Raw genomic sequence first — 24,134 nt, 5'->3', positions numbered from 1 at the left:
GGTCTAAATCATGTCTCTGATAACGCATGACTTAGGCAAGGAAGATAAGATGACAACCGTTCACGGATTGCGCACCAGAACAAATGCTTCAATCATTTCGATGTTGCAGCGTTTTTCGGATATTTTTGTGATGTTTGCAGGACTCTACTTACTTACTCATATTCATTCTCAAACATTCTCATCGTTATGGTGGCTGCTATTTCTGACAGCTTTGACTTTATTTCAAATGATAGGTGGTATTACTGACTTCTATCGCTCATGGCGTGGAGTTAGCTTTGCGACTGAGCTTCAGTTAATTTTACGGAATTGGGCATTGAGCATTCTAATCACTGCAGGGCTGATGTCCTTCATAGATGCCATTGAGATCGACTTTAAAAGCTATTTTCTGTGGTTTATTCTGGTTTCTGTTGGCTTTATATTTTGCCGATCTGCTATTCGTTTCTTGGCTCGTATGATTAGAAAGTTGGGCTATAACACGCGAAATGTGGCTATAGTTGGCAATATGCCGATAGGTGTAACGTTAGCAAATAGTTTCATCAGAGCTCCATGGATGGGTTTGAACGTCCTCGGCCTCTACTCTGACGTAGCGAATGAAGTAGCTGAAGGTTCGGATGAAAATATTGAATACTGTGGAAATCTGGAAAAGCTGGTCAGTGATGCCCGTGAAGGAAAAATTGATAAAATCTATATTGCTATGGCAATGTCGGAAGAAGTGTCAATTCGCGATTTGGTGGTAAAACTCACAGATACGACTTGTTCAGTAATGTTAATTCCAGATATTTTTACATTTAATGTTTTGCAGTCACGCACTGAAGAAATCAATGGCGTACCAGTAGTACCGTTGTTTGAAACTCCAATGAACGGTATGAATATGGTGTTGAAGCGTATCGAAGATATCATCCTGTCAACATGTATTTTGCTATTCATATCGCCAGTGTTGTTAACTATTGCAGTGATGGTCAAAATCACTTCCCCTGGGCCGGTTATTTTCCGCCAAATTCGTTACGGAATGGATGGTAAACCGATCATGGTTTGGAAGTTCCGCTCTATGAGTGTTATGGAGAATGGTGACAAAGTCATTCAGGCTACTAAAGGTGACTTACGTATAACACGAATTGGGCGAATTTTACGTTCGACTTCTTTGGATGAATTACCACAATTCATTAACGTGCTTAAAGGGGATATGTCGATTGTTGGTCCCCGACCACATGCAGTAGCTCATAATGAGCAATATCGTACTATCATCCAGGGATATATGTTGAGACATAAAGTTAAACCAGGTATTACTGGCTGGGCACAGATCAATGGCTGGCGTGGTGAAACTGATACTTTGGAAAAAATGGAAAAGCGTATCGAGTATGACTTGGCTTATATCCGTGACTGGAGTATTGCTTTAGACCTTAGAATTATATTCTTGACTATATTCAAAGGCTTTATAAGTAAAACGGCTTACTAACATTCAGAATAAAATATAGCCGGATAGTGATCTGGCTATATTTTACTGTGCCTAAGTAATAAGGTTACTAAAAAAGCTTCGAGATTTATCATAATCATTGTTTAGATATGTTGATATGAAACTGTTATGAATTGATCTGAATGCAAATTTTCATTACTGTAAATGATTAATCATTTTGTTTAAGCATGTAACTGTTAACTAATAATTTAATTCAAAAAAAACGCCATAAATAGGCGAATCTATTGTTTTCTGTGAAAATGCATCCTTAATAAATTATTTCGGTGGAAGAAATGGCTGATATTACCTGTAAGCGAGTAGATGTTATATGTCCTGTATATAACAAACGCGATCTGGTAAAAGATTTTATGCGGTCGGCTATGCAACTGCCAGCTGATCTTGTCAATATCATTATGATTAACGATGGTTCCATTGATGGAACTGAAAATATTATAAATAAAATTATTGAAAGTGAAGGATTGCAAAACTTTTATTTAATCAATAAACCAAATGGCGGAGTATCGACAGCAAGAAATATGGGAATAGATTTGGCAAAATCAGATTATATATGGTTTTGCGATCCGGACGATCTTGTGATGACAGAAGCAATAGACGCTATTGCTGCCATAGAAGGTAGTATGGCAGATGTATGGGCATTTTCATTTATTGAGCATGATGTTGAAGATGATAAAAGCTTTGCACGGCACCTTACTCCTCAAGGTGAAATGACTTCAGAACAGTTTCTCGATGCATTTAACTTCTTCAGTAAAAATAATGGTATAAGTACAATCTGGAATAAATTTTTCCTGCGTAAAACTATTGGTGATATTCGTTTCACCCTGGATATGCATCATTCAGAAGATCGCTGCTTTAATCTTGATGTATTAACCAACTCTGAAACTACCGTTACTGCTCCTTTTTTAATATATCAGTATAATAAGTATCCTTCTGGAACGCTCAGTACTGCTCGAACGCAGGAGAGAATCAATAACATCATCGAAGCAAACTTGAAGAACCTGGCTACTTTATCAAAATTCCGTAAGATTGAAAAAGATCAAAAAGTACATATTTATAAGATTAGTAAAGAACTTGCTATGATTAAGGATAAAGGCGTTGCCAGTTTTTATTTGCGGGAACATAAAAAATATAAAATAAGAATCTTACCCTTCTTATCATCCGCAGAAATGATATTGTTTATTACGCTAATGACTCGGACTCAGTGGTTATTTAGATTGATAATAAAAAAAACTAAGCGAGAATAAATAGATGCTAATAATTTATAATTTGTGCTTTAAATGACAGGCCATTTGGTTTTGTCTGATGTGATTTTTTTCGATGACAGCTTATAGTTTCTTTATAAAAATTAACAGTTTCAATTTTAGGAGAGTAAAGTGAAGGTTCATTATTTTAAAGCACCAGAGGGTAATTTCGGCGACGATTTAAATGACTGGTTATGGCAAGATTTGTTACCTGGTGTTTTCGATAATGATGAAAGCTTTCGTTTTGCTGGGATCGGTACAATCATAAGCGCCAACTTGCCTGCAGCAAAAAATTGGGTCGTCTTTAGTAGCGGTGTCGGGTATGGCATTCCCCCAGCAAACTTTGGTGATGCCAGCTGGAATATCCTGAGTGTCCGTGGTCCTTTGAGTGCGCATGTATTAGGGCTACCTAAGGAAAAAGCAATTACTGATGGGGCAGCTTTGCTGAGCACTTTAGCGGAATTCCCTGTAGTGCCTGAGTCTGAGCGTAAAGGAATCATTTTTATTCCACATCATGATGCGCTTAAAACAGGGCAATGGGAGGAGGTCTGTCGCAGGGCTGGCGTAGAGTACGTTAGTCCTCAAGGCGATGCTAAGGAAATTATTAATAAAATTCGCCATGCAAAGCTCATCCTTGCTGATGCAATGCATGCTGCCATCATTGCTGATGCTATGCGTGTGCCATGGGTTCCGCTGGTAAGTTCTGATCAAATAAATACTTTTAAATGGCTGGACTGGACACAAACAATAAATGAACGTTATCAGCCATTAGTTTTAGGCAGCAGTTCATTCAGGGAGGCAATGCGTAATAAGAGCCTCGGACTTTATGGTGAGAAATATTATCAGAAAGATGCTACGGTTGATTCTGCAATCGAAAGATTTATTCGGGTACGTAAACAAAAAAGCTCAAGTTGGTGGCCAACTTATCTGAAATACTCTCGATATCTCTCACACGTTTTGCCAAATAAAATCTTTACTGGGGTGGAGACAGGAATGAATCTACGCTGGAATGAGAGTTATCTCGAACAGGCTGCTGAAAAATTACGACAGGCTAGCTTATCAAGTGGTCAGCTCAGTGATGATACGATTTTCAATGATAATGTTAGTAAATTACTTGAGCGGTTACGCCAGGTAGAGCTAATTGCAATGGCTCAAAAGTAAGCTCACTGCATTATTTTAATATTGCGCTGAATGCCATAGATGTTTTAGCACCGTTCTCTGCCTTAATATCCTAATGAAAATGTGTATCATTAATAAAAACATAATGCATTCAGCGCCTGAATAAATTTCACAGTTCAACATTACAAGTAGTAAAAGTTCTGAACGCGGATGGGTATTACCTCTCAGCCGTAAAAATGATATTTATAGTTTTCTACTATGATAATTTCATGATGTATTGCTTTAAATAGGCGTATATACTCCATCTATAACGTAATCAAAATTTATGAAAAAAACAGAAGTTAGTGATACTCTTGGTGAAGATAACAAAGCGAAAAAAACCTTCATTGGCTTTATTTGGTATTTCATCAGTAGTCTTTTTCCAGCGCTTAGTTCATTTATAATATTCTCTTTGGCCTCACGCCAGATTATACCTGCAGAACTAGGTTCAATTACTTTAGCCACCACAATTGTGATGTTGCTGACAAGTATGAGTGCAGCAGGTTTTGGTGATGCTCTGATTCAGCACAGGAATATTAAACAAAAGCATTTAAACAGTGTTTTTTTATTAATGCTATTAACTTCTTGTGCCTTATATATATCATCACTGATAATCGTAATGACTCTGGATTTAAAATCTTTCGATGACACGTTCCGAATGGTTTATCCAGTTATAGGTATAAAATTAGTTCTTGACTCTTGTGCCGTACTACCACTTTCTCTATTGACGAAAAAAATGGATTTTAAGTCGATAGGAATTAGAACAATTTATTGTTCATTAGGCTCTTGTTTGGTTTGTGTTCCAATATTACTCTTCGATGGAGGTGTATGGGCTATTGTAATTAGCCAGATTACATCGTCATTAATTAGTGCTGTAATATTATGGTCTGCAGCTAAACTAAAACCTGGTTTTTCATTCGATCGACAAAGCTTCCAGGAATTAAAAAAATTCGGTATCACTACAACGCTGACTAAACTGGTAACCTCTGTAAGCGTAGATAATATAGTAATTGGATTTGTAGGTAATGCTGCAACGTTGGGTATATATGCTTTCAGTCGTAGAATATTTAGCGTTATCTCAGATGTGCTGAATGGTGCTTTATCAAATGTTTCTTATCCGTTGTATGCATCAGTTCAGAGCAATATTCCAAAACTGAAGAATATTTTTTTAAAAACAACCTTCATTTCATCTCTCGTGAGCTTACCAGCATTCCTGGGTTTGATAATGATTTCACCTTATCTAATTCCTATTGTTTTTGGTGAGCACTGGAGCGTGGCAATACCGGCTCTGCAATTATGCTGTACTATCGGCTTTGTATCGTGTATCGGAGCTTTGCAAATGTCCCTTTTAAAGGGTTTAGGCAAAACCTCCTGGATTCTAAAATATCAATTGGTGCAACAGATAACAACCGGACTGCTGGCTGTAATATTCGCAAAGTATGGCGCTACTTATGTAATGGCAGCAATCGCTATTAAAACTTACCTTATATGGCCATTTACAATTTTTTATGTTTCTAAATGCCTGGAGTTAAATGTATGGGAATACATGAAAAATATATATAAACCTATGTTTGGTGGAGTAATTATGTTTGCTGTCTTTAAATTGATAGCTTACTACATTCCAGTGGGTAACCCTCTTGTATTTATTTTTATTGAAATGATTGCCTGTGCTGTGACTTATTCTTTAGTGATGGTTGTAATTGCTAAGAAAGACATCATGGCCATGATGAAATTAGTTAAAAATTAACCAGGTCGAAAATTTACGATGAGAAAGTCAATTTTGAATTTTATTATTCCTGTCAGGCACTATTTGTCTGTACAGGATTGGGTTTCAGTAAAAAATAATTTAAAAAACACTCTCCATTCAATATGTGGTCAAGTTTCCGATAATTGGCATTGCTATATCGTTGCCAATGAAGGAACAGAACTTCCAGAGATAGACGATCATTTCACTATAGTTAAGGTTAATTTCCCTCTTAATCATTTGCCAGACAAAAATATCGACCTTCAACTTTTCTATGATAAGGTCAGAGAAGATAAGGGTCTTAGGGTTTATGAAGCCATAAAGTTATGTTCCAGCGATGATTATTTTATGGTCGTTGACTATGATGATTTTGTGCATAATTCTCTTTCAGAATTTGTAGCCCAAAACAGCACTAAATCAGGCTGGTTTATTTCAAGTGGTTACTTTTACTCTGGTGGTGGTTTTATATTAAAACACAGGCATTTTGATAAGGTATGTGGTACGTCGAATATTATTAAAGTATCATTTTTAGAGCAATTTTTCGACGAGCATGGTCATTTACCTATGGACAAGATAAAGGAATTGCTTGGAAGTCATAAATTCATTAAGGATTACATGAAATCCATGAATAATGAATATCATCCCCTTCCTTTTCCAGGTGCTATCTATAACATTGGTATACCAAGCTCTACCAGCCAAACACCATCAATAATTAGAAGGATCATTTCTCCTAAAGCAATTATAAAAGACCCTTTGGAATTTATTAGTAATGTAATTGGTTTAAGAATGGTTAACAGGAAGATATTAGCTTCATTCAATTTCAAGAAATGATGAGTTTTCTCTGACTTACTATGTTGGTTTTGCTGGAAAAATAAAAGGAGCGCTTATTAGCAGCGCTCCACTTATTGAACAATATTCAATTCATGAACCTATAGCCTCTTACTTTTTTCCATGTTTATTCTTTCGATGATTTCTCAGGATTCACCAGAAGGCTTAACTTGCTTTTGCGTTGTCAGATTAAGCCATGGGGAGGCAGGGTCATTTCCCAGAGATACAAAAACAGCTTTATTACCTACGCTGATGCTTTTTCCGGCATACTTGTTTTTTTGATTAAGCACAGAATTAATTGATTCCAGTTGTGACTGGCTGTAGGTTATATTTGAATTGATACCGATATTGTTATTTATATTTACTGCAATATCTGGTGACGGGCCTTCAGAGTATAAAATACTCATATTCTTATCTGATGTTACATTATTGTTAGTGATTACCAATGACCTCTTAATACCACTTAAGGATGCGAAACGTCCATTACCACTGACTCGTGTATTATTAATTGATAGGTTGTCAATATTCGGTAATTTAAATGCTGTTTCCACTCCATTATAGGTATCTCCATCAATGGAGATGGTGCCACCATTACTTCTGGCAATACTCATGCCGACACCACTGCCATTTAGCTCATGATAGCAATTGCTACTGGTGATGTTTACACCTGGCTTACTGGTAATTTGTGCTACTCGAGAAAAACCACGCGTATCGAAATTATGTACCCTGAAACTTTTCGGTTGATTCAGGAGTAGTGCGGTATTAGTTGGTGAGCCCTCATTGAGCATACTTCCTGAGAGCGTAATGTGATGTTCACCAGTCTGAGTCGCTATAGCGAAGCCATAAGCACGGGTTCCTTTACCAATAAGAACCGTGCTGTCAATATTTATACCCTCATTGTAATTAAGTACTGCAATTGCAGCCTTGATGGGTTTCCAGGCATGACCATTTAATATTTTTGGATCATTTATATAACGAATCGTGTTTTTTACATTGATATTTTTACACTGAATATAAGCTTCACCCCACCACGTAGCTCCCCCCATTGAAACATTTCCAATTGATATGCCGCCGTTAATATTTTCCATTGCAAAGTGACGACGGAAGCTTCCTTTAGCCATATTGTTGGCCATGATTATATCTTTATGGTCGAAATCACGGGCTTTTCTCTTCGCGTTATATAATCCTTCCGCATGAAATGCCAGTCGTGCATCTTCACCTTCCTTACAAAAAGCATGGTTACCCGTCATAATGGTCCCTGAACCCCAGATGGTAACAGCATCTCCTCGGTCCTCACCTCTTGAAGACGTCAGGTCATTCATTCCATCCCCTGCGCCAAGGCATTCAAGGAACCAATTGTTAATAATTTTAGTACCATAAGCACCAAAATTCGCTGGGGCAATTACCGACTGTAACATGCGGTAGAAATAACAATCAGCTACTTCGCAAAAATTAGCTGAAATCATAACGCCACCCTGACGTCCACCGCTTGCACTTTTTAGCATCAATGGATTGTCCATTATCATATCATGTAGGCGAGCCCCATCCGCGGTCAGTTCAAACAGAAATTCATTTTTCATATTAGCGAGAGCAGTAACGATGCCATTTGCTCTACCATTAATGATTTGGTCTTTAACACTTAGCTTTATTTTTCTGTCAAGACTAATTGGAGTGTCTATTGTTAGATATTTTTTGTCTTCAACAAGCTGTTGTAGCAGAGGATAGTTATCCTCAGGGCCATTATTTTTTAATCTGCGTAACTGATTGTGCCCCATGGCCCATGAGGTGGTTGCATGATCAAGTATGATTCCGGGAGCTCCATTAATCTGAGCTGGTGTTCTGTCCTTTGATAATTCTTTCTTTGGAGTGCTGGCAACATTTTCATTGGCATATGCGAGCTTGCCAATCGAACCTACGGCAGCCGCAGATAGCAGAATCTTACCTAGTGCGTGACGGCGGGACAAATTACCTCGACGCTCATTGTCTTTTTCATCGATGCTCATGTTATGAACCTCACTTAGTTTTGTTTAAATTAAAATTTTCAAAGGTTGATGTGAGAAGTTGTCACTACATATAGCAATAAGTCAATTTTAAATTTCGTGCCACAACTAACAAAGTATTAATGCTTAAGATTGCTCTTAAATTTATACCATATAGTTATTCCGAAAATTTGGTTCATTAGGTGATTCCAAAAACATTTTTCATTTACAGCGTATAAAGTGCGAGTTTGTAACAGTTGATAACATTAACTTCTTATCAATCTTTGACTACAAGTGCCTGTTAGTTTAAAAATTTTCTTAACTTTCAGATTAAGATTATACTTACCTTTCATGCCTTTAATGCATAATGACAGAATGTCTTTTCAACATTATACGGATAAATTATGACCAAGCTGAAAGCAGTAATCCCGGTCGCGGGACTCGGTATGCATATGCTCCCGGCTACAAAAGCCATCCCTAAAGAGATGCTACCTGTTGTCGATAAGCCAATGATTCAGTACATCATTGATGAATGCGTTGCCGCGGGTATCAAAGAGATTGTGCTGGTCACCCATGCGTCCAAGAACGCGGTTGAAAACCATTTTGATACATCTTATGAGCTCGAGGCGCTGCTGGAAGCGCGCGTGAAGCGCCAGCTGCTGAGTGAAGTTCAGTCCATCTGCCCACCAGGCGTGACCATTATGAATGTTCGTCAGGCGCAGCCACTGGGATTAGGGCATTCGGTACTGTGCGCTCGCCCGATGATCGGCGATAATCCCTTTGTGGTGGTGCTGCCAGATGTGTTGTTAGACGACTCCAGCGCCGACCCACTGCGCTATAACCTTGCTGCTATGGTTGCTCGTTTTGAAGAGACCGGTCGCAGCCAGGTGCTGGCTAAACATATGCCGGATGCCGATCTATCTGAGTACTCCGTGATCGTGACGGAAGAAAGTCTGGAAAATGAGGGGCATACTGCGGTAATTACCGAGTATGTTGAAAAGCCAGAAAATCCTCAATCGCTTAATTCCGATCTCGCTGCGGTAGGTCGCTATGTCCTCTCTGGCGATATCTGGCAAGAGCTTGAAAACCTTGAGCCGGGTGCCTGGGGCCGTATTCAGTTAACCGATGCGATTGCTAATCTGAGCAAGAAAAAACCGGTTGATGCTACTCTGATGACCGGCAACAGTTTCGACTGTGGACGCAAACTCGGTTACATGCAGGCGTTCGTCTCTTATGGGCTGCGTAACAATGCTCAGGGACGTGAGTTCCGCGAACAGATTCAGAAGTTGTTGGCAAAATAATTCGACATTTACCCCGCGCATCAGTCGCGGCTGGAAGGAGTTCAGATGGCTATTTTGGTAACCGGTGGGGCAGGCTATATTGGTTCCCACACGGTGCTGGCGCTGCTGGAGCGCGGTGACGATGTTATAGTGCTGGATAACCTGAGCAATGCTTCACGCGAATCGCTGAGTCGCGTCGAAAAGCTTGCCGGTAAGAGTGCGGTGTTTTGCGAAGGTGATATCCTTGACCGCGCCTGTCTGCGCGATATTTTTGCCAGTCATAACATCACTGCGGTGATCCATTTTGCCGGTTTAAAAGCGGTAGGTGAGTCAACCCGTAAGCCCCTTGAATACTATGAGAACAACGTTTCGGGCACAGTAGTACTGCTGGAAGAGATGCGCAGCGCTGGCATTTATCAGTTTATTTTCAGCTCCAGTGCGACGGTATATGGTGCTAACGCGCCTGTTCCTTATGTTGAGACCACCCCTATTGGCGGTACCACCAGTCCTTACGGTACCTCTAAGCTGATGGTTGAACAGATTTTACAGGATTACGCCAAAGCGGATTGCAACTTCAGAGCCATTGCGTTGCGTTACTTCAATCCGGTCGGGGCACATGAGTCCGGTGAGATCGGTGAAGACCCTAACGGTATTCCAAACAATCTGCTGCCATATATCGCGCAAGTTGCGATTGGTCGTCTGGAAAAACTGGGTATTTTTGGTGATGATTATGACACCCCGGATGGTACGGGCGTACGTGATTATATCCATGTGGTCGATCTGGCAGAAGGGCATCTGAAAGCGCTGGATCATCTGACAGCGATCGATGGTTACAAAGCGTTTAACCTTGGAGCCGGGAAAGGTTATTCCGTGCTCGAGATGGTTAAAGCATTTGAACATGCTTCAGGTCGTAAAGTGCCATATCAAATTTCTCCACGTCGCGATGGCGACCTGGCTGCTTTCTGGGCTGATGCCGCTTTAGCCGATCAAGAGCTGAACTGGCGTGTAACGCGCGGGATAGATGCAATGATGCGCGATACCTGGAACTGGCAGTCGAAGAATCCGCAGGGTTATAAGTAGCTGCCTTAATCTTAGCCCCTTAATTGAGGGGCTAAAGCGAGTGTCACCAGCATTTAGTATGTATATATAGAAAATCTAGTCAATGGTGTTAATTTATTGGGAAGCTACGACTTCTTTATTCCTTTTGCCGTGTTGCTCATCATAGAAATATTTTCCTTTTACTCATTAACCTGAAGTATAATTCATCTTATATCCCATTTGTACCTGTGATCCACAGTCTTTATCATATCTCTGTTCATCTATGCATAACTGCAGGCTTGATTTGCATAATGAAAATATTAGCACGCGTTTTTTCTGGGTAAGATGCTTCATGGATTAAATCAAATAATATTGTATTTAATCACTGCGGCTAAACCGGATTTTGTTTGGCCGCAATAGAGAGGTTTTTAAATGATTTTTCTCACGAGAGGTTCAAATAAATAGAATAATATCAAAATAACTGGAATAACGATCATTGTTATAGTTACTCTGCCAGTGTTAGAAAGTATTAATATCAAAGCATCCAGTAGGATTATGTGTCCATAATATGAAAACATCGAAAGGTATCTTTGTTTTCCCTTTAGGATATTGAAGTTTTCGTGTTTTAAACAAATGAAAAATATTGAGGCAGACAAGAATATTGATGTATAAAAAAGATCCATTGAAATATAAGAAGCTGAACCGATTTTACCCAGTACATAAAATGACAGTATAGACTCCAGTATCGTCAGGCTAGCCAGGATAGAGAAACAAAGCACACTTTTATCAACAAACCATTCTAATTGCGATCTGCATTTAGCTATGAGATACCCGACTGAAAAAATAGGGATGCCGAAAAAAAAGAAATTACTATAGTATTCATAACGGTAGATGCCATGATACGACATATAGTAATTAAGCGAACATCCTGAACACCATATAAATAAAATAAGCAGCGCGTGATGTTTTGTTTTTAGGCGCTCGGATAGGTAAGGGACTATAATGGCGGATAAAATTAATGCTGGAATAAACCACAGATGCCTTGGGCCGAAGAAGACATATTTAAAAAGAGTTTTTGCTTTTGCAAAAAGGCTTATTTCTTCTGATGATATAGGTGATAATAATCCATAAGAATAAATTGCAAGCCAAATTAGATAGATTTTTAATATGTGTTTAAACCAAATTACACGTTTGCTTTTTAATTTTGTGAAATAAAAAAGGTATCCGCTTACAATAAAGAAAAATGGAACCGCAACCCTAAAGGCATAGTTTGCTATAAAATGCCATTCAAAGCTATCTTTATATTCTGCGCGACTTAAAAATCCATGCATGATGACTACAGTGGCCGCCAGTAACAACTTCACGCTATCGATCGTGTAATTATACTTGCTTTTTTCCATTCTCGGTTCACCTAATTTATTAGCATTTTTACAAAATAATCATGATGTCTTGAATCGTCACCATGATGAATTCAAACTTGATCCTTATGTAAAATACCCTATATCCATTTAATGACGGTTATTTCAATAGAGTGATATGTCGTGGATTTCTGCTTAATGAGCTAAGTACTCCAAATCTTTCAAAAAATTACGATAGGAATGTTCTTATTAATTAAATTTTATTAGAGCAGTAACTTAGCTATGATAAGAAATATTTACTGCAGATCAATAATATAAACATTATAAGAAGTTTCTCAAGTAATTGAATGTTATGTTACCCAGTTTTAAAGATCAACTCTTCGCTAGCATTTTAGCTAAATTAGGATTCCCCTTAAGGTTGTGAGATACATGTCCAGTTTTTGTCTAATTGACTCGAACCATCCGATTAAGTTTCAATCAACATTGATTTGCTTGCGCAATAGTGAAATTATTGTATTTGGTTAGTTATTGAACACCCGGCTTGATTCATTGAATTCTTATTCTTTTAGCACCAGGTGAAGACAAAGTGACTTATATAAGGTATTTTCTGAAGCCCGTGTATCACTTCCCATTCGAAACAACATACGCAAAAGCAAATTTTTATATCTTACTGTTTTTTATATTTATTTATGCTTTTTGTCGGTGCTGTTCCTGATGATTTTCGTTTGTGAGAGGGGATGTTATCCTGCTATGCTAAAGTGCAGTTAGCCTACCTTCAGACAGATACTATCTGATAGACAGATAACAGCGCTTTTAACGCAAAGGATATGCAAAAATACTCATTTTGTAATCAGTCTAATACTTCGTGATCAACTTTTATTGGCAACTATAAGGTAAAATATTGCCTGTTAAACATGCACCTAATCATTGGTTAAGCCCTGTTTCGTCAGGTTGATCTACTCCTTCCCCAACCTAATCTTGTCGAAGTGTTCAGTGAGTACCTAACTCGCCGCTGGCCTGAGCATGCAGATGGCTTCTGGCCGGGGCATCTTGCCCGTACCTCCAGGATAAATCCTGAGTGAAATCCACCGCCAAAACGCGTATCCTGTCGCCTGAGTTCACATCGCTGACGTCACTTCAGCAACTGGTTGCTGGGAGCCAGGGGCGGTAGCGTGGTTAAAAAGTTGTGTCGAAGTGAGAGTGATGACTTTGATAATCCGACTTATATGGTTCCCCAAAATAAACTAACGATAAATTTAGCCTTTAATTGTAATAAATTTGAATACTATACGCATTCGTGATCAATCATTTGAGGTGTTTTGTGAATCCTAAAGTCAGTATTATAACTGCAACCTATAATTCGGCTGAGTTTATTGAAGCGCTTTTCGCTTGTCTGTTGAACCAGACTTACGAAAACTGGGAGTGGTTGATAACCGATGATTGTTCAAAAGATAATACATGGTCTTTGCTGGAAAAAATTGCCGCGCAAGACTCTCGTGTCTGTATTAAAAAAAATAATCTTAATCAGGGCGCGGCGGTTTCCCGAAATGAAAGTCTGAGCCGGGCTAAAGGTGAATATCTGGCTTTTGTTGATAGTGATGATTTATGGCATCCTGAAAAACTCAGCAAGCAGATCGCCTTTATGCAAGAGAATCAATACAACTTTACTTTCACCGCTTACCGACTGATTAATGAGCAAGGTGTTGTTTTAAATAAAGAAATTGACCTGAGAAATAAGAAAACCTCGTTCACCTACAGTGATATGTTATGTAAGAGGGCAACGCTGGGTTGTTCTACGGTAGTAATTAAAAAAGATATTATTAGCGATATGACCATGCCGTTGTTACGTACCGGCCAGGATTATGCTTTCTGGCTGAAGATTTTAAAACAGCAGAAAACGGCTTATCTGCTGCAGGAATGTCTCACTGATTATCGTATTGTGCAGAACTCTATTTCCCGAAATAAATTAAAAAAAGCCGCAAGACAATGGCAAATTTATCGCGATGTAGAAAAGTTAAATTTCTTAAAAACGGTATATTCTTTTGCAAACTATGCATACCGTGCAGTGTTCCGGGGATAAGATGAAAATAGCTATTGGCATCTCGACGATGAATGAGGGCGTGTTTCGTGCGCTGACCAATTCGAAGGAAGCAAGTCGGGTGTGTGATATTATCATCTGCCAGCAGGTGACAGATAAGGCTGCTGCTTTCTCAATGGATAACCATGACCTCAGCTCAGTAAATGTTATCACCAAATTTGAGACAGGATTAAGCCGCAGCAGAAACACCCTGCTGCAAGCTGCAATCGATCAAGGCTATGATTTTCTGATCATCAGTGATGATGATGTTAAGTATAGCCCTGAGGGGTTGCGTGAATTAATCGATAATCTCTCCGCATATCGTCATCAGCACCTGCAGTTTCAAAGCACTAACGAGCATGGGAAGCTAAGAAAAAAATATAAAAATCAGTCATTTACTTTGAGTTCGTTGGATGTCCTGAAGGTTTCTTCCATTGAGATGTGTTTGAATCTTGGGTTGTTGAAACAGCAAAACATTTGTTTTGATGAGTCATTTGGTTTGGGTGCGGTCTGGCCAGTAGGGGAAGAAGCTGTTGTGCTGGCGGATATGCAAAATTCAGGTCAGGAGATCGTTTTTCTGCCGATAGCAGTGACCAATCATCCTGATGAGAGCACCGGGGAAAAACTATATTATGATGCATTAATGCTTAAATCCCGTGGTGTGCTGTTTCGCCGTTGTTATGGTGCCGCGAAGGGGTTAATGGTTACCTTGCTGTTCTGGATGCGAAAGTTCGTTATCAGACCCTCCGATAAGAATAAGTTCGGCAAATTGACTTCATTGAAATTATTAATTAAAGGTTATGTTGAGTGTGGAAAAAGTTAATTCAATCGGTGATCATGAGCCTTCTAAGCAACAGATAAGGTTATACTCTAATATAGTCGCACTCACCTTGAGTCTGTTTTTATTATTTTTTTCACCCTTACTATTTATCCTGTTTTTCTGTTTTGCCTCACCTTATATTGATTCTCGCTTGAGGATGTTATTTTCACCGCTGATTCCATTGTGCGCAGTGACCTTTTATTCATCATTACAACCCTTTTCCGATCTTTCCGAATATATGAACGTTTACCATCAGGTTAATGATGGGACGATAGATATATTCAATTATCAGCGTTTCGGGCATGGCGCTGAATTTCTCATCCTGATAATAATGAAAGTAACAGGATGGATTTTTTCAAATAACGATCAGATGTTTCTAATTACGATTTATTTTCTTATATTCGCAGTGATCTATGCGACTTGTATTAAAGTTAATCGCCGCTATCATCTGGCGTTATTCGGTTTGCTTTTTTTTACTCTGGGTTTTGTTGAGTCAATGTCTTATGTACTAAGACAAAATTTATCCTTGTTTATTTTTCTCTATGCCGTATATGCGGTACGTAACAGTAAAGTCAGATTTGTGCTTTTTCTACTGAGCTTTACCGCGCATATCTCCGGTATTATTAATATTTCTGTTTACTACTTTGCCGTTATCTATAAGAAGAAAATCGCCGGTATTCAGAGCGTTTTTAAAATGCTGCTGGTCGTATTTATAATCGGACTGGCACTATTGACATTTGTCAAATTTACTCCCCTCGGAGAATCACTGCTGCTTAAATCAAATGCGGTGGTTAATAATAGCAGATTTAGCCTGATGCCGTTGTCCTATGTTGCCCTGACGGCAATCAATACGCTGGTGCTGCTGTATCTGATTAGCAAATCCAAAGGCATTGATACGGTTACCTATTATCTGTTTTTGAAAGAGGCGTTGGTATTCTTCCTGTTTTTACCGTTACCGACAGTTTCTAATCGATTGGGTATTATCCTGTTTTCATACTCTGCCGTGTTTATGTTCTATTTCTTCAAGAATCCTGCGAATAACGCTATTGCCTATAAGCGTGTTGCGGTGCTGCTGGCGATCAATTTGCTGCCGTTTATGTACTCAATGAGTGTGGTCAGCGCGAAAGGTAATGATTACACTTTCTATAACAACCAACCGTTAACTTATAATCTGTTCCAGGTTATTGATGAGCTGGCAGACAGAGTGCAGCATGGGGTGGTTTATCTTGATAATGGTAACGAATAATCCAGATGAAAAAATATCTTTTTAACCTTATCTGGATGCTGGCAGATCGGTTACTGATGTTGGTCTTTCAGCTATATATCTTTGTCTCTATCAAACGACTTTACGACCTGGAGACCCTCGGTGGTTGGTCGACGATTAACAATCTTTCTCAGCTTTTGATGTCTCTGTTTATGCTGGGCATTGATGTGGTGGTGGTCAAAAGGATTGTTGAGAGCAAGGAGCGGGCAGGGGTAGAGATTGGGTCGGCGATAACCATTCAGTTTTTCGGTGCGATCGCTTATAGCTTATTCTTCTGGTTGATAATTAAGGCTTTTTATCAGGATATTGCCCACGTCAATACCTACTTTATTGTCTTTGTTATTGCCAATTTCTTTAGCATTTTCAGTAAGACCATCTTCTGGCATTACAGTGCTCTGGTTGAATCGAAGTTTCGCGCTATCACCATTATGTTATCGATGGTGTTCGGCTTCGGTTTCTCCTTCTTCGCTAATTTACAGTGGCCTGAGCTGATCTTCTTTTCGTTTGCCTTTTATTATTTTGTGCAGTTCCTGGTGGCAGTTGTTATCTACTTTTTCTGTTTCGATAAACGTGTGCTGTGGAGCTACGACAAAGCTATCACCAAAAGCTATCTGATCGTCGGCGCAAAACTGATTATTTCTACCCTCAGCGTGGCAATATTTGTTCAGGTTGACAGCCTGATGCTGGAGAAGTTTTCTGGGGTCAAGGAAGTCGGGGTGTTTAACGCCGCACTTAAAATATCGACTATCTGGTTTTTTATGGCGGGTGTGATTGCCAGTGCATTTTTCCCGAAAATTATTCAGCTTAAAAGCCGTAAGAGTGATTGTCTGTTCCTGCTGCAATGGATGATTACGCTGGTTATCTATCTGACGCTGTTTGCTTCAATATTTATTACCTTTTTCGGTGGTGATATTTTGCAAATATTATACGGTGAGCCAATGGTGGCATCGGCTAAAGTGTTGTCGATTCATATCTGGTCCAGTTTGTTTGTCTTTATGGGGGCATTCTCCTCTAAGTGGCTTTATGCCAACGATGAGATCAATCTGGACATCTATAAAACGGTGGTTGCCGCGGTATTCAACGTGGCACTGAACCTGCTGGTTATCCCGGCGTACGGCGCGGTTGGAGCATCAGTAGTATCATTAGCGTCCTATTTTATCGCTAACTTCCTGTTTTTCCTGTTTATCAGGCGAGTCAGATCGATATTTGTTCTGCAGTGCAAAGCGCTGCTGGCGGTATTTAACCCTCTGGGTGTCATTCGTGATTATCGGAAAATAAAATGCTTATTTCAGTCCTGACGCCGGTTTATAACCGCAAGGATATTATAAAGTCTCTGTTTCAATCTTTGCTCTCTCAAACTGATCAGCGGTTTGAGTGGATCATTGTTGACGATGGTTCAGTTGACCGGCTCGAAGACGATATCGAGGGTTTTCGTCAGCTGGCAGGTTTCCGCATACAGTATATCAGGCAGAAAAATCAGGGTAAGCACGCCGCAGTCAACCGTGGTGTGGCTGAGGCGCAATCTGACTGGATATTTATTGTTGATAGCGATGATACTTTAGTAACAGATGCGATAGCCGTTGTCAGCCAGCAAATTGAAAAAAGTGATGACTCGATTAAAGGCCTGGTTTATCTCAGGGGGATGACGCGAGGTTATTCTGACCAACCTGTTCCGACCGGGAATTTCGCGCAAGATTGCTGTGAGTTAAACAGCTGTAAATTTGTGGCAGTTAAAGGTGATAAAGCAATTATCGTGCGTAAAGCGTATATGCTTGCCCATCCGTTCCCACAGTTCTCCGGCGAGCGATTCGTCACTGAGTCTTATATGTGGAACCGCATTTTTGATAATGGCGGTCTTCTGGGCTTCAACCGGATTATTTATCTGGGCGAGTATTTATCTGGTGGATTGACAAATAACTATTTTAAGCTGTTACAGGCAAATCCGCAGGGCGTGCTGGCTTTTATAACCTCCAATCTGCAGCTTAAAACAATTGATGCAAATATTTACAAACAAAGCGCATACCATTTTTGCCCGATATTTTCTTTCAAAAATCTGCGTAAAATTTTTGGTGCCACTTCGCCAGGGCGGTTTATCTCTTTTTCCCTGATGACGCTAATGATGTTTGTTAAATTAAAAATGGAAAAGAAATTATGATACCGAAAGTTCTGCACTTTATCTGGTTTGGCGGCCGTGATTTCCCTGCGCTGGAGACCAGGTGCATCGAATCATGGAAAAGGTATTTGCCAGATTACGAAATCAAACGCTGGGATGAGACTAACTATACTTCTGACGATCCCGGCTTTGCTAAAGCTTTTGCCAAAAAACAGTGGGCCTTTTGTGCGGATTACGCAAGGTTAGATATACTGGCTAAGCATGGTGGCGTTTATCTCGATACTGATGTGGAGTTAGTGAAGAGTTTTGATCCTTTCCTCGGGCATGAGTGCTTTGTCGGCATGGAGTCCGAGCAGTATATGGGATGCGCGATTATCGGTGCGCAGCCGGGCAACGAGTTTATGGCGAAATGTCTGGATGAAGTCAGAACCTCTTTAGTGAAAGACTTCATTCCGATGCCGAAAATATTTCAATATGTTTATGAAAATAATCGTTTCCCTTCGCTGAAAGTTTATCCGCGGGATTATTTCTATCCCTATAATCCTTTCGCTTATCCGATAAAAAATCTGATGTTTAGCGATTTGACAGAGAATACTCACGCCATCCATCACTGGAATTATTCCTGGCGACCATCAGTACCAGAGCGTATTGTGGCGAAACTAAAGCGGGTTCTCTCTAAGAATAAGTTTATAAAATAATCTTATGTGTGGATGTGAACCAGAGACTGATGAAAAAACAGCCATCAGCTATGTTGAAGGTACGCAGCAAGGGGTGAAATAATAACCTCATCAACCAGGTTTTATAAGGTTATTATTCTTACTATCTATCACACCAATTGCTACCCACTTTGATATGTTCTGAGTTAACATCAGAACTATTATCTCATTGCAGGTTTGGCCTGCATAGGGTTTTAATCAGACAGGAGTATGTAATGTCCAAGCAACAGATCGGCGTTGTAGGTATGGCTGTAATGGGCCGCAATCTGGCTCTGAATATTGAGAGCCGCGGCTATTCAGTTTCTATCTTCAACCGTTCACGTGAAAAAACTGATGAAGTCGTTGCTGAGAACCCAGGCAAGAAGCTGGTTCCGCACTACACCATTGAAGAGTTTGTTGATTCACTGGAAAAACCACGTCGTATCCTGCTGATGGTGCAGGCCGGTGAAGCGACCGATAAGACTATCGCCTCCCTGACTCCACACCTCGATAAAGGCGATATCCTGATCGACGGCGGCAACACTTTCTATAAAGATACCATCCGTCGTAACCGTGAGCTGTCCGAGCAGGGCTTTAACTTCATCGGTACCGGTGTTTCCGGTGGCGAAGAGGGTGCACTGAAAGGCCCATCTATTATGCCTGGTGGCCAGAAAGAAGCTTACCAGCTGGTTGCGCCAATCCTTGAAGAGATTGCTGCACGTGCAGAAGGTGAAGCGTGCGTTGCTTATATCGGTCCGGACGGTGCGGGTCATTATGTGAAGATGGTGCACAACGGCATCGAATACGGTGATATGCAGCTGATTGCTGAAGCCTATTCTCTGCTGAAAAATGCCCTGAATCTGAGCAACGAAGATCTGGCGAAAACCTTCAGCGAGTGGAACGAAGGCGAGCTGAGCAGCTACCTGATCGACATCACCAAGGATATCTTCACGAAGAAAGATGAAGAGGGTAAATACCTGGTTGATGTGATTCTGGATGAAGCGGCTAACAAAGGTACCGGTAAGTGGACCAGCCAGAGCTCTCTGGATCTCGGCGAGCCGCTGTCACTGATCACGGAATCGGTGTTTGCACGTTACCTGTCCTCACTGAAAACCCAGCGTGTTGCCGCATCGAAAGTACTGAGCGGCCCAACCGTTCAGGCGGTAAGCGGTGATAAAGCTGAGTTTGTTGAGAAGGTGCGTCGTGCACTGTACCTCGGCAAAATCGTTTCTTACGCTCAGGGCTTCTCACAGCTGAAAGCTGCATCTGATGAGAACAACTGGGATCTGCATTACGGCGAGATTGCTAAAATCTTCCGTGCCGGTTGCATTATCCGTGCTCAGTTCCTGCAGAAAATTACCGATGCTTATGCTGATGACGCGAATATCGCTAACCTGCTGCTGGCACCTTACTTCAAAAACATCGCTGATGAGTATCAGCAGGCGCTGCGTGATGTGGTGGCTTATGCCGTTCAGAACGGTATTCCAACCCCGACTTTCTCGGCGGCAATTGCCTACTACGACAGCTACCGTTCAGCGGTACTGCCAGCTAACCTGATTCAGGCTCAGCGTGACTACTTCGGTGCGCACACCTATAAGCGCATCGACAAAGACGGTGTGTTCCACACCGAGTGGCTGGATTAAGACAGTCATAAACTCCCGCTTCGGCGGGAGTTTTTCTTCCGGACACAATTTTCAGATATTTTCTCTTCGGTTTTTCCCATATTTCAGCTATTTTTCTCCTTTAATTGGCAGAACACTCTGGTACTGCCACTATTCGCCCTGTGTTTCTTCGTTGAGTGATTTTGCAAGGAAATTATGAGTAATAACAACAAGCCTGAAGTCGTTGAACAGTCTCCGCTGCGTCAGACCTTTTACAATAATAATGATGAGCTGGATTTGCTCGATGTGATTGCTCAGCTGTGGCGAGGAAAAGTAACAATTATTGTTGCGACTGTGGTAATGATGATTATTGCGGGTATCTATCTCGTTGTTGCCAAAGAGAAGTGGACTTCTGAATCGATTATCACTACGCCCAGTGCCGGTCAGGTAGCTAACTACAATGCGGCGCTGAATGTGCTCTATGCCCAGTATCCGCAGGATAAACTGGCGATTAATGATCTTCAGCGCCAGCTTTTCGCACGTTTCAGCGCGTCAATTTCTGCGCTTTCCGGTTCGTTACAAAATCTTGAAGATCCGCTCGACCTGAAAGTGGATCAGGTAGTGAAAGGGCAGAATGATCCTTTAAGCGTGACTTTTAGCGCTGAGAATGCCAAACAGGCTCAGCAGGAGCTGATGGAATATATTAAGTCCGTCAATGATGATGTGGTCGATGATTTCGGGGCGGATATCAAGCGTAACCTGGCAGTAAAAGAGCGTGAGCTGGGTGAGTTGCTGATTTCGCAGGTTGAAGTTGCCAAGGATAAAAAGCAGCAGCGGGTTGAGGTGTTGAAACAGGCGCTGAAAATTGCTGAAGCATCAGGTGTTGAGCAGTCACAGTTGCGTCAGGCAGAATTTTTATCGGACGATACGCTTTATCTGCTGGGAACCACGGCGTTAAACGCGATGATCGTTAACGAGAGTACTAAACCTCTGCCGTTTGACGATTATTACTATTCCACACAGCGTGCATTATTATCCATTAAGAACCTCAAAATTCAGGTGGATAACCTGCAATCTTATCGCTTTATTATGAAACCCGACCTGCCGTTCCGTCGCGACAGTCCAAAACGAACGCTGACCATGCTGCTGGCTATCGTGTTTGGCGGGCTTATAGGCTCAGCAATCGTACTGGGACGTAATATGGTTCATAACTATCGTGATACGCACCAAGTCCGTTAATAATCACTGATAATGAAAAACCCGGCCAAGGCCGGGTTTTTTGTTGTAGGGGAGCCGTTTTCGGCTCCCGTCCTGAGGACATGCGGGGTGCTAACCCTCGGACGGGCGGCGAACAGGGATAATTACTTATGGCGCTCGCGCAGGTTGGCGATAATGGTGCTCAGATCGAGTTCCTGATCCTGTAACAGCACTAACAGATGATAAATCAGGTCTGATGCTTCATTGGTCAGTTCGTGACGGTCATTAACCGTTGCGGCCAGCGCCGTTTCGACGCCTTCTTCACCGACTTTTTGCGCAATACGCTTGGTGCCACTGGCGTACAGACTGGCGGTATAAGAGCTTTTCGGATCGGCATGCTTACGCTCTGCCAGCAGCTGTTCCAGCTGATAAAGGAAAGTCCAGTCCGCGGCCGCCGGAGAGAAGCAGCTGGAGGTACCGAGGTGGCAAGTTGGGCCAATCGGATCCGCCAGCACCAGCAGCGTATCGTTATCGCAATCCGGCGTGATGCTGACCACCTTGAGGAAGTTACCCGAGGTTTCACCTTTGGTCCATAAGCGCTGTTTGGTGCGTGAGAAGAAGGTGACATTGCCTTCACTCAGAGTTTTATCCAGCGCTTGCTGATTCATATAACCGTGCATCAGCACTTCGCCAGAGACGCGATGCTGTACCACAACCGGCATCATACCATCAGTTTTTACCCAATCCAGTCGGGACAGTTGTTGTTCTGTTAACACACGCGAATCTCCACACCTTGTTCAACCAGGAACCTTTTCAGCTCGCCAATATTGATAATCTGTTTGTGAAACACTGAAGCGGCCAGCGCGCCGTCAACGTCGGCGTCGCGAAATGCCTGATGGAAATGTTCCATCGTACCGGCACCGCCAGAAGCAATCAGTGGCACTTTGCAGACTTCACGCACTTTTTTCAGCTGAACCAGATCGTAGCCGTTACGTACGCCATCCTGATTCATCATATTCAGTACGATTTCACCCGCGCCGCGCTTTTGCACTTCCTGCACCCATTCCAGCGTTTCCCACTGCGTAACACGGGTGCGGCTTTCGTCGCCGGTATACTGATTAACGTGGTATTTACCGCTTTTTTCATCAAACCAGGTGTCAATGCCGACCACGATGCACTGCACACCAAAGCGGTCGGCGAGGCGGGTAATCAGCTCAGGATCGGCCAGCGCCGGTGAGTTAATTGAGATTTTATCCGCGCCAAACGACAGAATCTGAGCTGCATCTTCGGCGGATTTGATCCCACCGGCGACGCAGAACGGAATATCAATCACTTCAGCGACGCGTGACACCCAGCTTTTATCAACCACCCGGCCATCGGAAGAGGCGGTAATATCATAAAACACCAGCTCATCGGCGCCTTCCTGCGCATAGCGCTGCGCCAGCGGCACGATATCGCCAATAATTTCATGGTTGCGGAACTGCACGCCTTTAACCACCTGGCCGTCACGTACATCAAGGCAAGGAATTATCCGTTTTGCCAGCATGAAATCGCCTCCGTCACGGTAAATTTATCTTCAAGCAGTGCGCGACCAACAATCACGCCCTGAACGCCACAACCGCGCAGCGCAGCAATATCTTCCAGCGAACCAATGCCGCCGGAAGACTGGAAAGCAATTTGCGGATAACGCGCCGTCACTTCCTGGTACAGCGTGACGTTAGAGCCGCTTAGCGTGCCGTCACGGGAGATATCGGTGCAGAGCACATGTTTCAGGCCAAACGGCAGAAACTGCTCAATCACTTGCTCCAGCGTAACGTCAGCCGCTTCCTGCCAGCCGCTAATCGCCACTTCTTTGCGATTATCTGCATCAATGCGCACATCCAGCGCCAGTACAATCGCTTCTGCGCCGTACTCTTCGAACCATTTCTGCACGTCTTCCGGCTGTTTGACCGCCGTGGAGCCGACCACCACGCGCGTTGCGCCAGCGTCGAGTAATGCTGCCACGTCCTGTTTAGTCCGAATGCCGCCGCCGACCTGTACCGGAATGGTGACGCCAGCCAGCAGTTTTTGCAGCAGCGGGATCTGCCGTGCCGCCGGATCTTTCGCGCCGGTTAAGTCGACCAGGTGCAGAACTTCGGCGCCCTGACGCTGATAATCTTGCAGGCGTGGCAGCGGGTCGCTGCCGTAGTCGCGCTGCTGACCATAATCGCCCTGATGCAGACGCACTACTTTGCCATCAATTAAATCTAAAGCCGGGATTATCATCGCGG

Annotated in this window: 20 protein-coding genes; 15 read left to right on the top strand and 5 right to left on the bottom strand. The window is 41.9% G+C overall.

Going from position 1 to position 24,134, the window contains the following annotated elements; translation table 11 throughout:
- Positions 1-49 precede the first annotated feature (49 nt).
- From wcaJ to NG42_RS02735, 5 genes are all read left to right on the top strand, one after another.
- Positions 50-1,456, top strand: coding sequence for an undecaprenyl-phosphate glucose phosphotransferase (gene wcaJ / locus NG42_RS02755; protein ID WP_052897579.1), 1,407 nt, complete (start codon positions 50-52; stop codon positions 1,454-1,456).
- 290 nt (positions 1,457-1,746) lie between these two features.
- Positions 1,747-2,715, top strand: coding sequence for a glycosyltransferase family 2 protein (locus NG42_RS02750; protein ID WP_052897577.1), 969 nt, complete (start codon positions 1,747-1,749; stop codon positions 2,713-2,715).
- A gap of 129 nt (positions 2,716-2,844) precedes the next feature.
- The gene (locus NG42_RS02745) at positions 2,845-3,873 is read left to right on the top strand and encodes a polysaccharide pyruvyl transferase family protein (RefSeq protein WP_052897575.1); all 1,029 of its coding nucleotides are present in this window, start codon (positions 2,845-2,847) and stop codon (positions 3,871-3,873) included.
- Between the two features lie 283 nt (positions 3,874-4,156).
- Entirely contained in the window at positions 4,157-5,617 is a 1,461-nt protein-coding gene (locus NG42_RS02740) for a lipopolysaccharide biosynthesis protein (protein WP_052897573.1), read from the top strand.
- 18 nt (positions 5,618-5,635) lie between these two features.
- The gene (locus NG42_RS02735; protein WP_052897571.1) at positions 5,636-6,445 is read left to right on the top strand and encodes a hypothetical protein; all 810 of its coding nucleotides are present in this window, start codon (positions 5,636-5,638) and stop codon (positions 6,443-6,445) included.
- A 143-nt stretch (positions 6,446-6,588) separates the two neighbouring features.
- On the opposite strand, the gene NG42_RS02730 is transcribed toward NG42_RS02735, so the two are convergent.
- Positions 6,589-8,445, bottom strand: a complete 1,857-nt coding sequence (locus NG42_RS02730; RefSeq protein WP_052897569.1) for a hypothetical protein — start codon at positions 8,443-8,445, stop codon at positions 6,589-6,591.
- A gap of 380 nt (positions 8,446-8,825) precedes the next feature.
- On the opposite strand from NG42_RS02730, the gene galF reads away from it, so the two are divergent.
- Entirely contained in the window at positions 8,826-9,722 is an 897-nt protein-coding gene (gene galF, locus NG42_RS02725; RefSeq protein ID WP_052897567.1) for a UTP--glucose-1-phosphate uridylyltransferase GalF, read from the top strand.
- Between the two features lie 45 nt (positions 9,723-9,767).
- Positions 9,768-10,781, top strand: a complete 1,014-nt coding sequence (gene galE / locus NG42_RS02720) for a UDP-glucose 4-epimerase GalE (RefSeq protein ID WP_052897565.1) — start codon at positions 9,768-9,770, stop codon at positions 10,779-10,781.
- A 386-nt stretch (positions 10,782-11,167) separates the two neighbouring features.
- Here the strand turns inward: galE and NG42_RS02715 are convergent, their stop codons facing one another.
- Positions 11,168-12,139, bottom strand: a complete 972-nt coding sequence (locus NG42_RS02715; RefSeq protein WP_052897563.1) for an acyltransferase family protein — start codon at positions 12,137-12,139, stop codon at positions 11,168-11,170.
- Positions 12,140-13,418: 1,279 nt separating this feature from the next.
- On the opposite strand from NG42_RS02715, the gene NG42_RS02710 reads away from it, so the two are divergent.
- From NG42_RS02710 to wzzB, 8 genes are all read left to right on the top strand, one after another.
- Positions 13,419-14,177: a glycosyltransferase family 2 protein gene (locus tag NG42_RS02710; RefSeq protein WP_052897561.1), complete on the top strand. Its 759-nt coding sequence runs from the start codon at positions 13,419-13,421 to the stop codon at positions 14,175-14,177.
- A gap of 1 nt (position 14,178) precedes the next feature.
- The gene (locus tag NG42_RS02705) at positions 14,179-14,997 is read left to right on the top strand and encodes a hypothetical protein (RefSeq protein WP_052897559.1); all 819 of its coding nucleotides are present in this window, start codon (positions 14,179-14,181) and stop codon (positions 14,995-14,997) included.
- Entirely contained in the window at positions 14,984-16,240 is a 1,257-nt protein-coding gene (locus NG42_RS02700) for an EpsG family protein (RefSeq protein WP_162231011.1), read from the top strand. Before NG42_RS02705 ends, NG42_RS02700 begins: the two co-directional genes overlap by 14 nt.
- Positions 16,241-16,245: 5 nt before the next feature.
- Entirely contained in the window at positions 16,246-17,556 is a 1,311-nt protein-coding gene (locus NG42_RS02695) for a flippase (protein WP_052897555.1), read from the top strand.
- Positions 17,538-18,413, top strand: a complete 876-nt coding sequence (locus NG42_RS02690; protein WP_052897553.1) for a glycosyltransferase family A protein — start codon at positions 17,538-17,540, stop codon at positions 18,411-18,413. The genes NG42_RS02695 and NG42_RS02690 overlap by 19 nt, the downstream gene beginning before the upstream one ends.
- Entirely contained in the window at positions 18,410-19,069 is a 660-nt protein-coding gene (locus tag NG42_RS02685) for a glycosyltransferase family 32 protein (protein WP_052897551.1), read from the top strand. Before NG42_RS02690 ends, NG42_RS02685 begins: the two co-directional genes overlap by 4 nt.
- Before the next feature lie 233 nt (positions 19,070-19,302).
- Complete coding sequence (gene gndA / locus NG42_RS02680; protein WP_052897548.1) at positions 19,303-20,709, top strand: NADP-dependent phosphogluconate dehydrogenase; 1,407 nt, start codon at positions 19,303-19,305, stop codon at positions 20,707-20,709.
- Positions 20,710-20,883: 174 nt separating this feature from the next.
- Positions 20,884-21,906: an LPS O-antigen chain length determinant protein WzzB gene (gene wzzB, locus NG42_RS02675; protein ID WP_072133285.1), complete on the top strand. Its 1,023-nt coding sequence runs from the start codon at positions 20,884-20,886 to the stop codon at positions 21,904-21,906.
- Positions 21,907-22,028: 122 nt separating this feature from the next.
- On the opposite strand, the gene hisIE is transcribed toward wzzB, so the two are convergent.
- Genes hisIE through hisA form a run of 3 tightly spaced genes read right to left on the bottom strand, consistent with a single transcriptional unit; the run spans position 22,029 to position 24,129 of the window.
- Positions 22,029-22,640, bottom strand: coding sequence for a bifunctional phosphoribosyl-AMP cyclohydrolase/phosphoribosyl-ATP diphosphatase HisIE (gene hisIE, locus NG42_RS02670; RefSeq protein ID WP_052897545.1), 612 nt, complete (start codon positions 22,638-22,640; stop codon positions 22,029-22,031).
- Entirely contained in the window at positions 22,634-23,410 is a 777-nt protein-coding gene (gene hisF, locus NG42_RS02665; RefSeq protein ID WP_052897543.1) for an imidazole glycerol phosphate synthase subunit HisF, read from the bottom strand. Before hisF ends, hisIE begins: the two co-directional genes overlap by 7 nt.
- Complete coding sequence (hisA, locus tag NG42_RS02660) at positions 23,392-24,129, bottom strand: 1-(5-phosphoribosyl)-5-[(5-phosphoribosylamino)methylideneamino]imidazole-4-carboxamide isomerase (protein WP_052897541.1); 738 nt, start codon at positions 24,127-24,129, stop codon at positions 23,392-23,394. The genes hisF and hisA overlap by 19 nt, the downstream gene beginning before the upstream one ends.
- Positions 24,130-24,134 lie beyond the last annotated feature (5 nt).

It is taken from the genome of Winslowiella iniecta (assembly GCF_001267535.1).
GTDB classification, from domain to species: Bacteria; Pseudomonadota; Gammaproteobacteria; order Enterobacterales; family Enterobacteriaceae; genus Erwinia; species Erwinia iniecta.
This window is presented reverse-complemented; position numbering and strand designations above follow the sequence as displayed.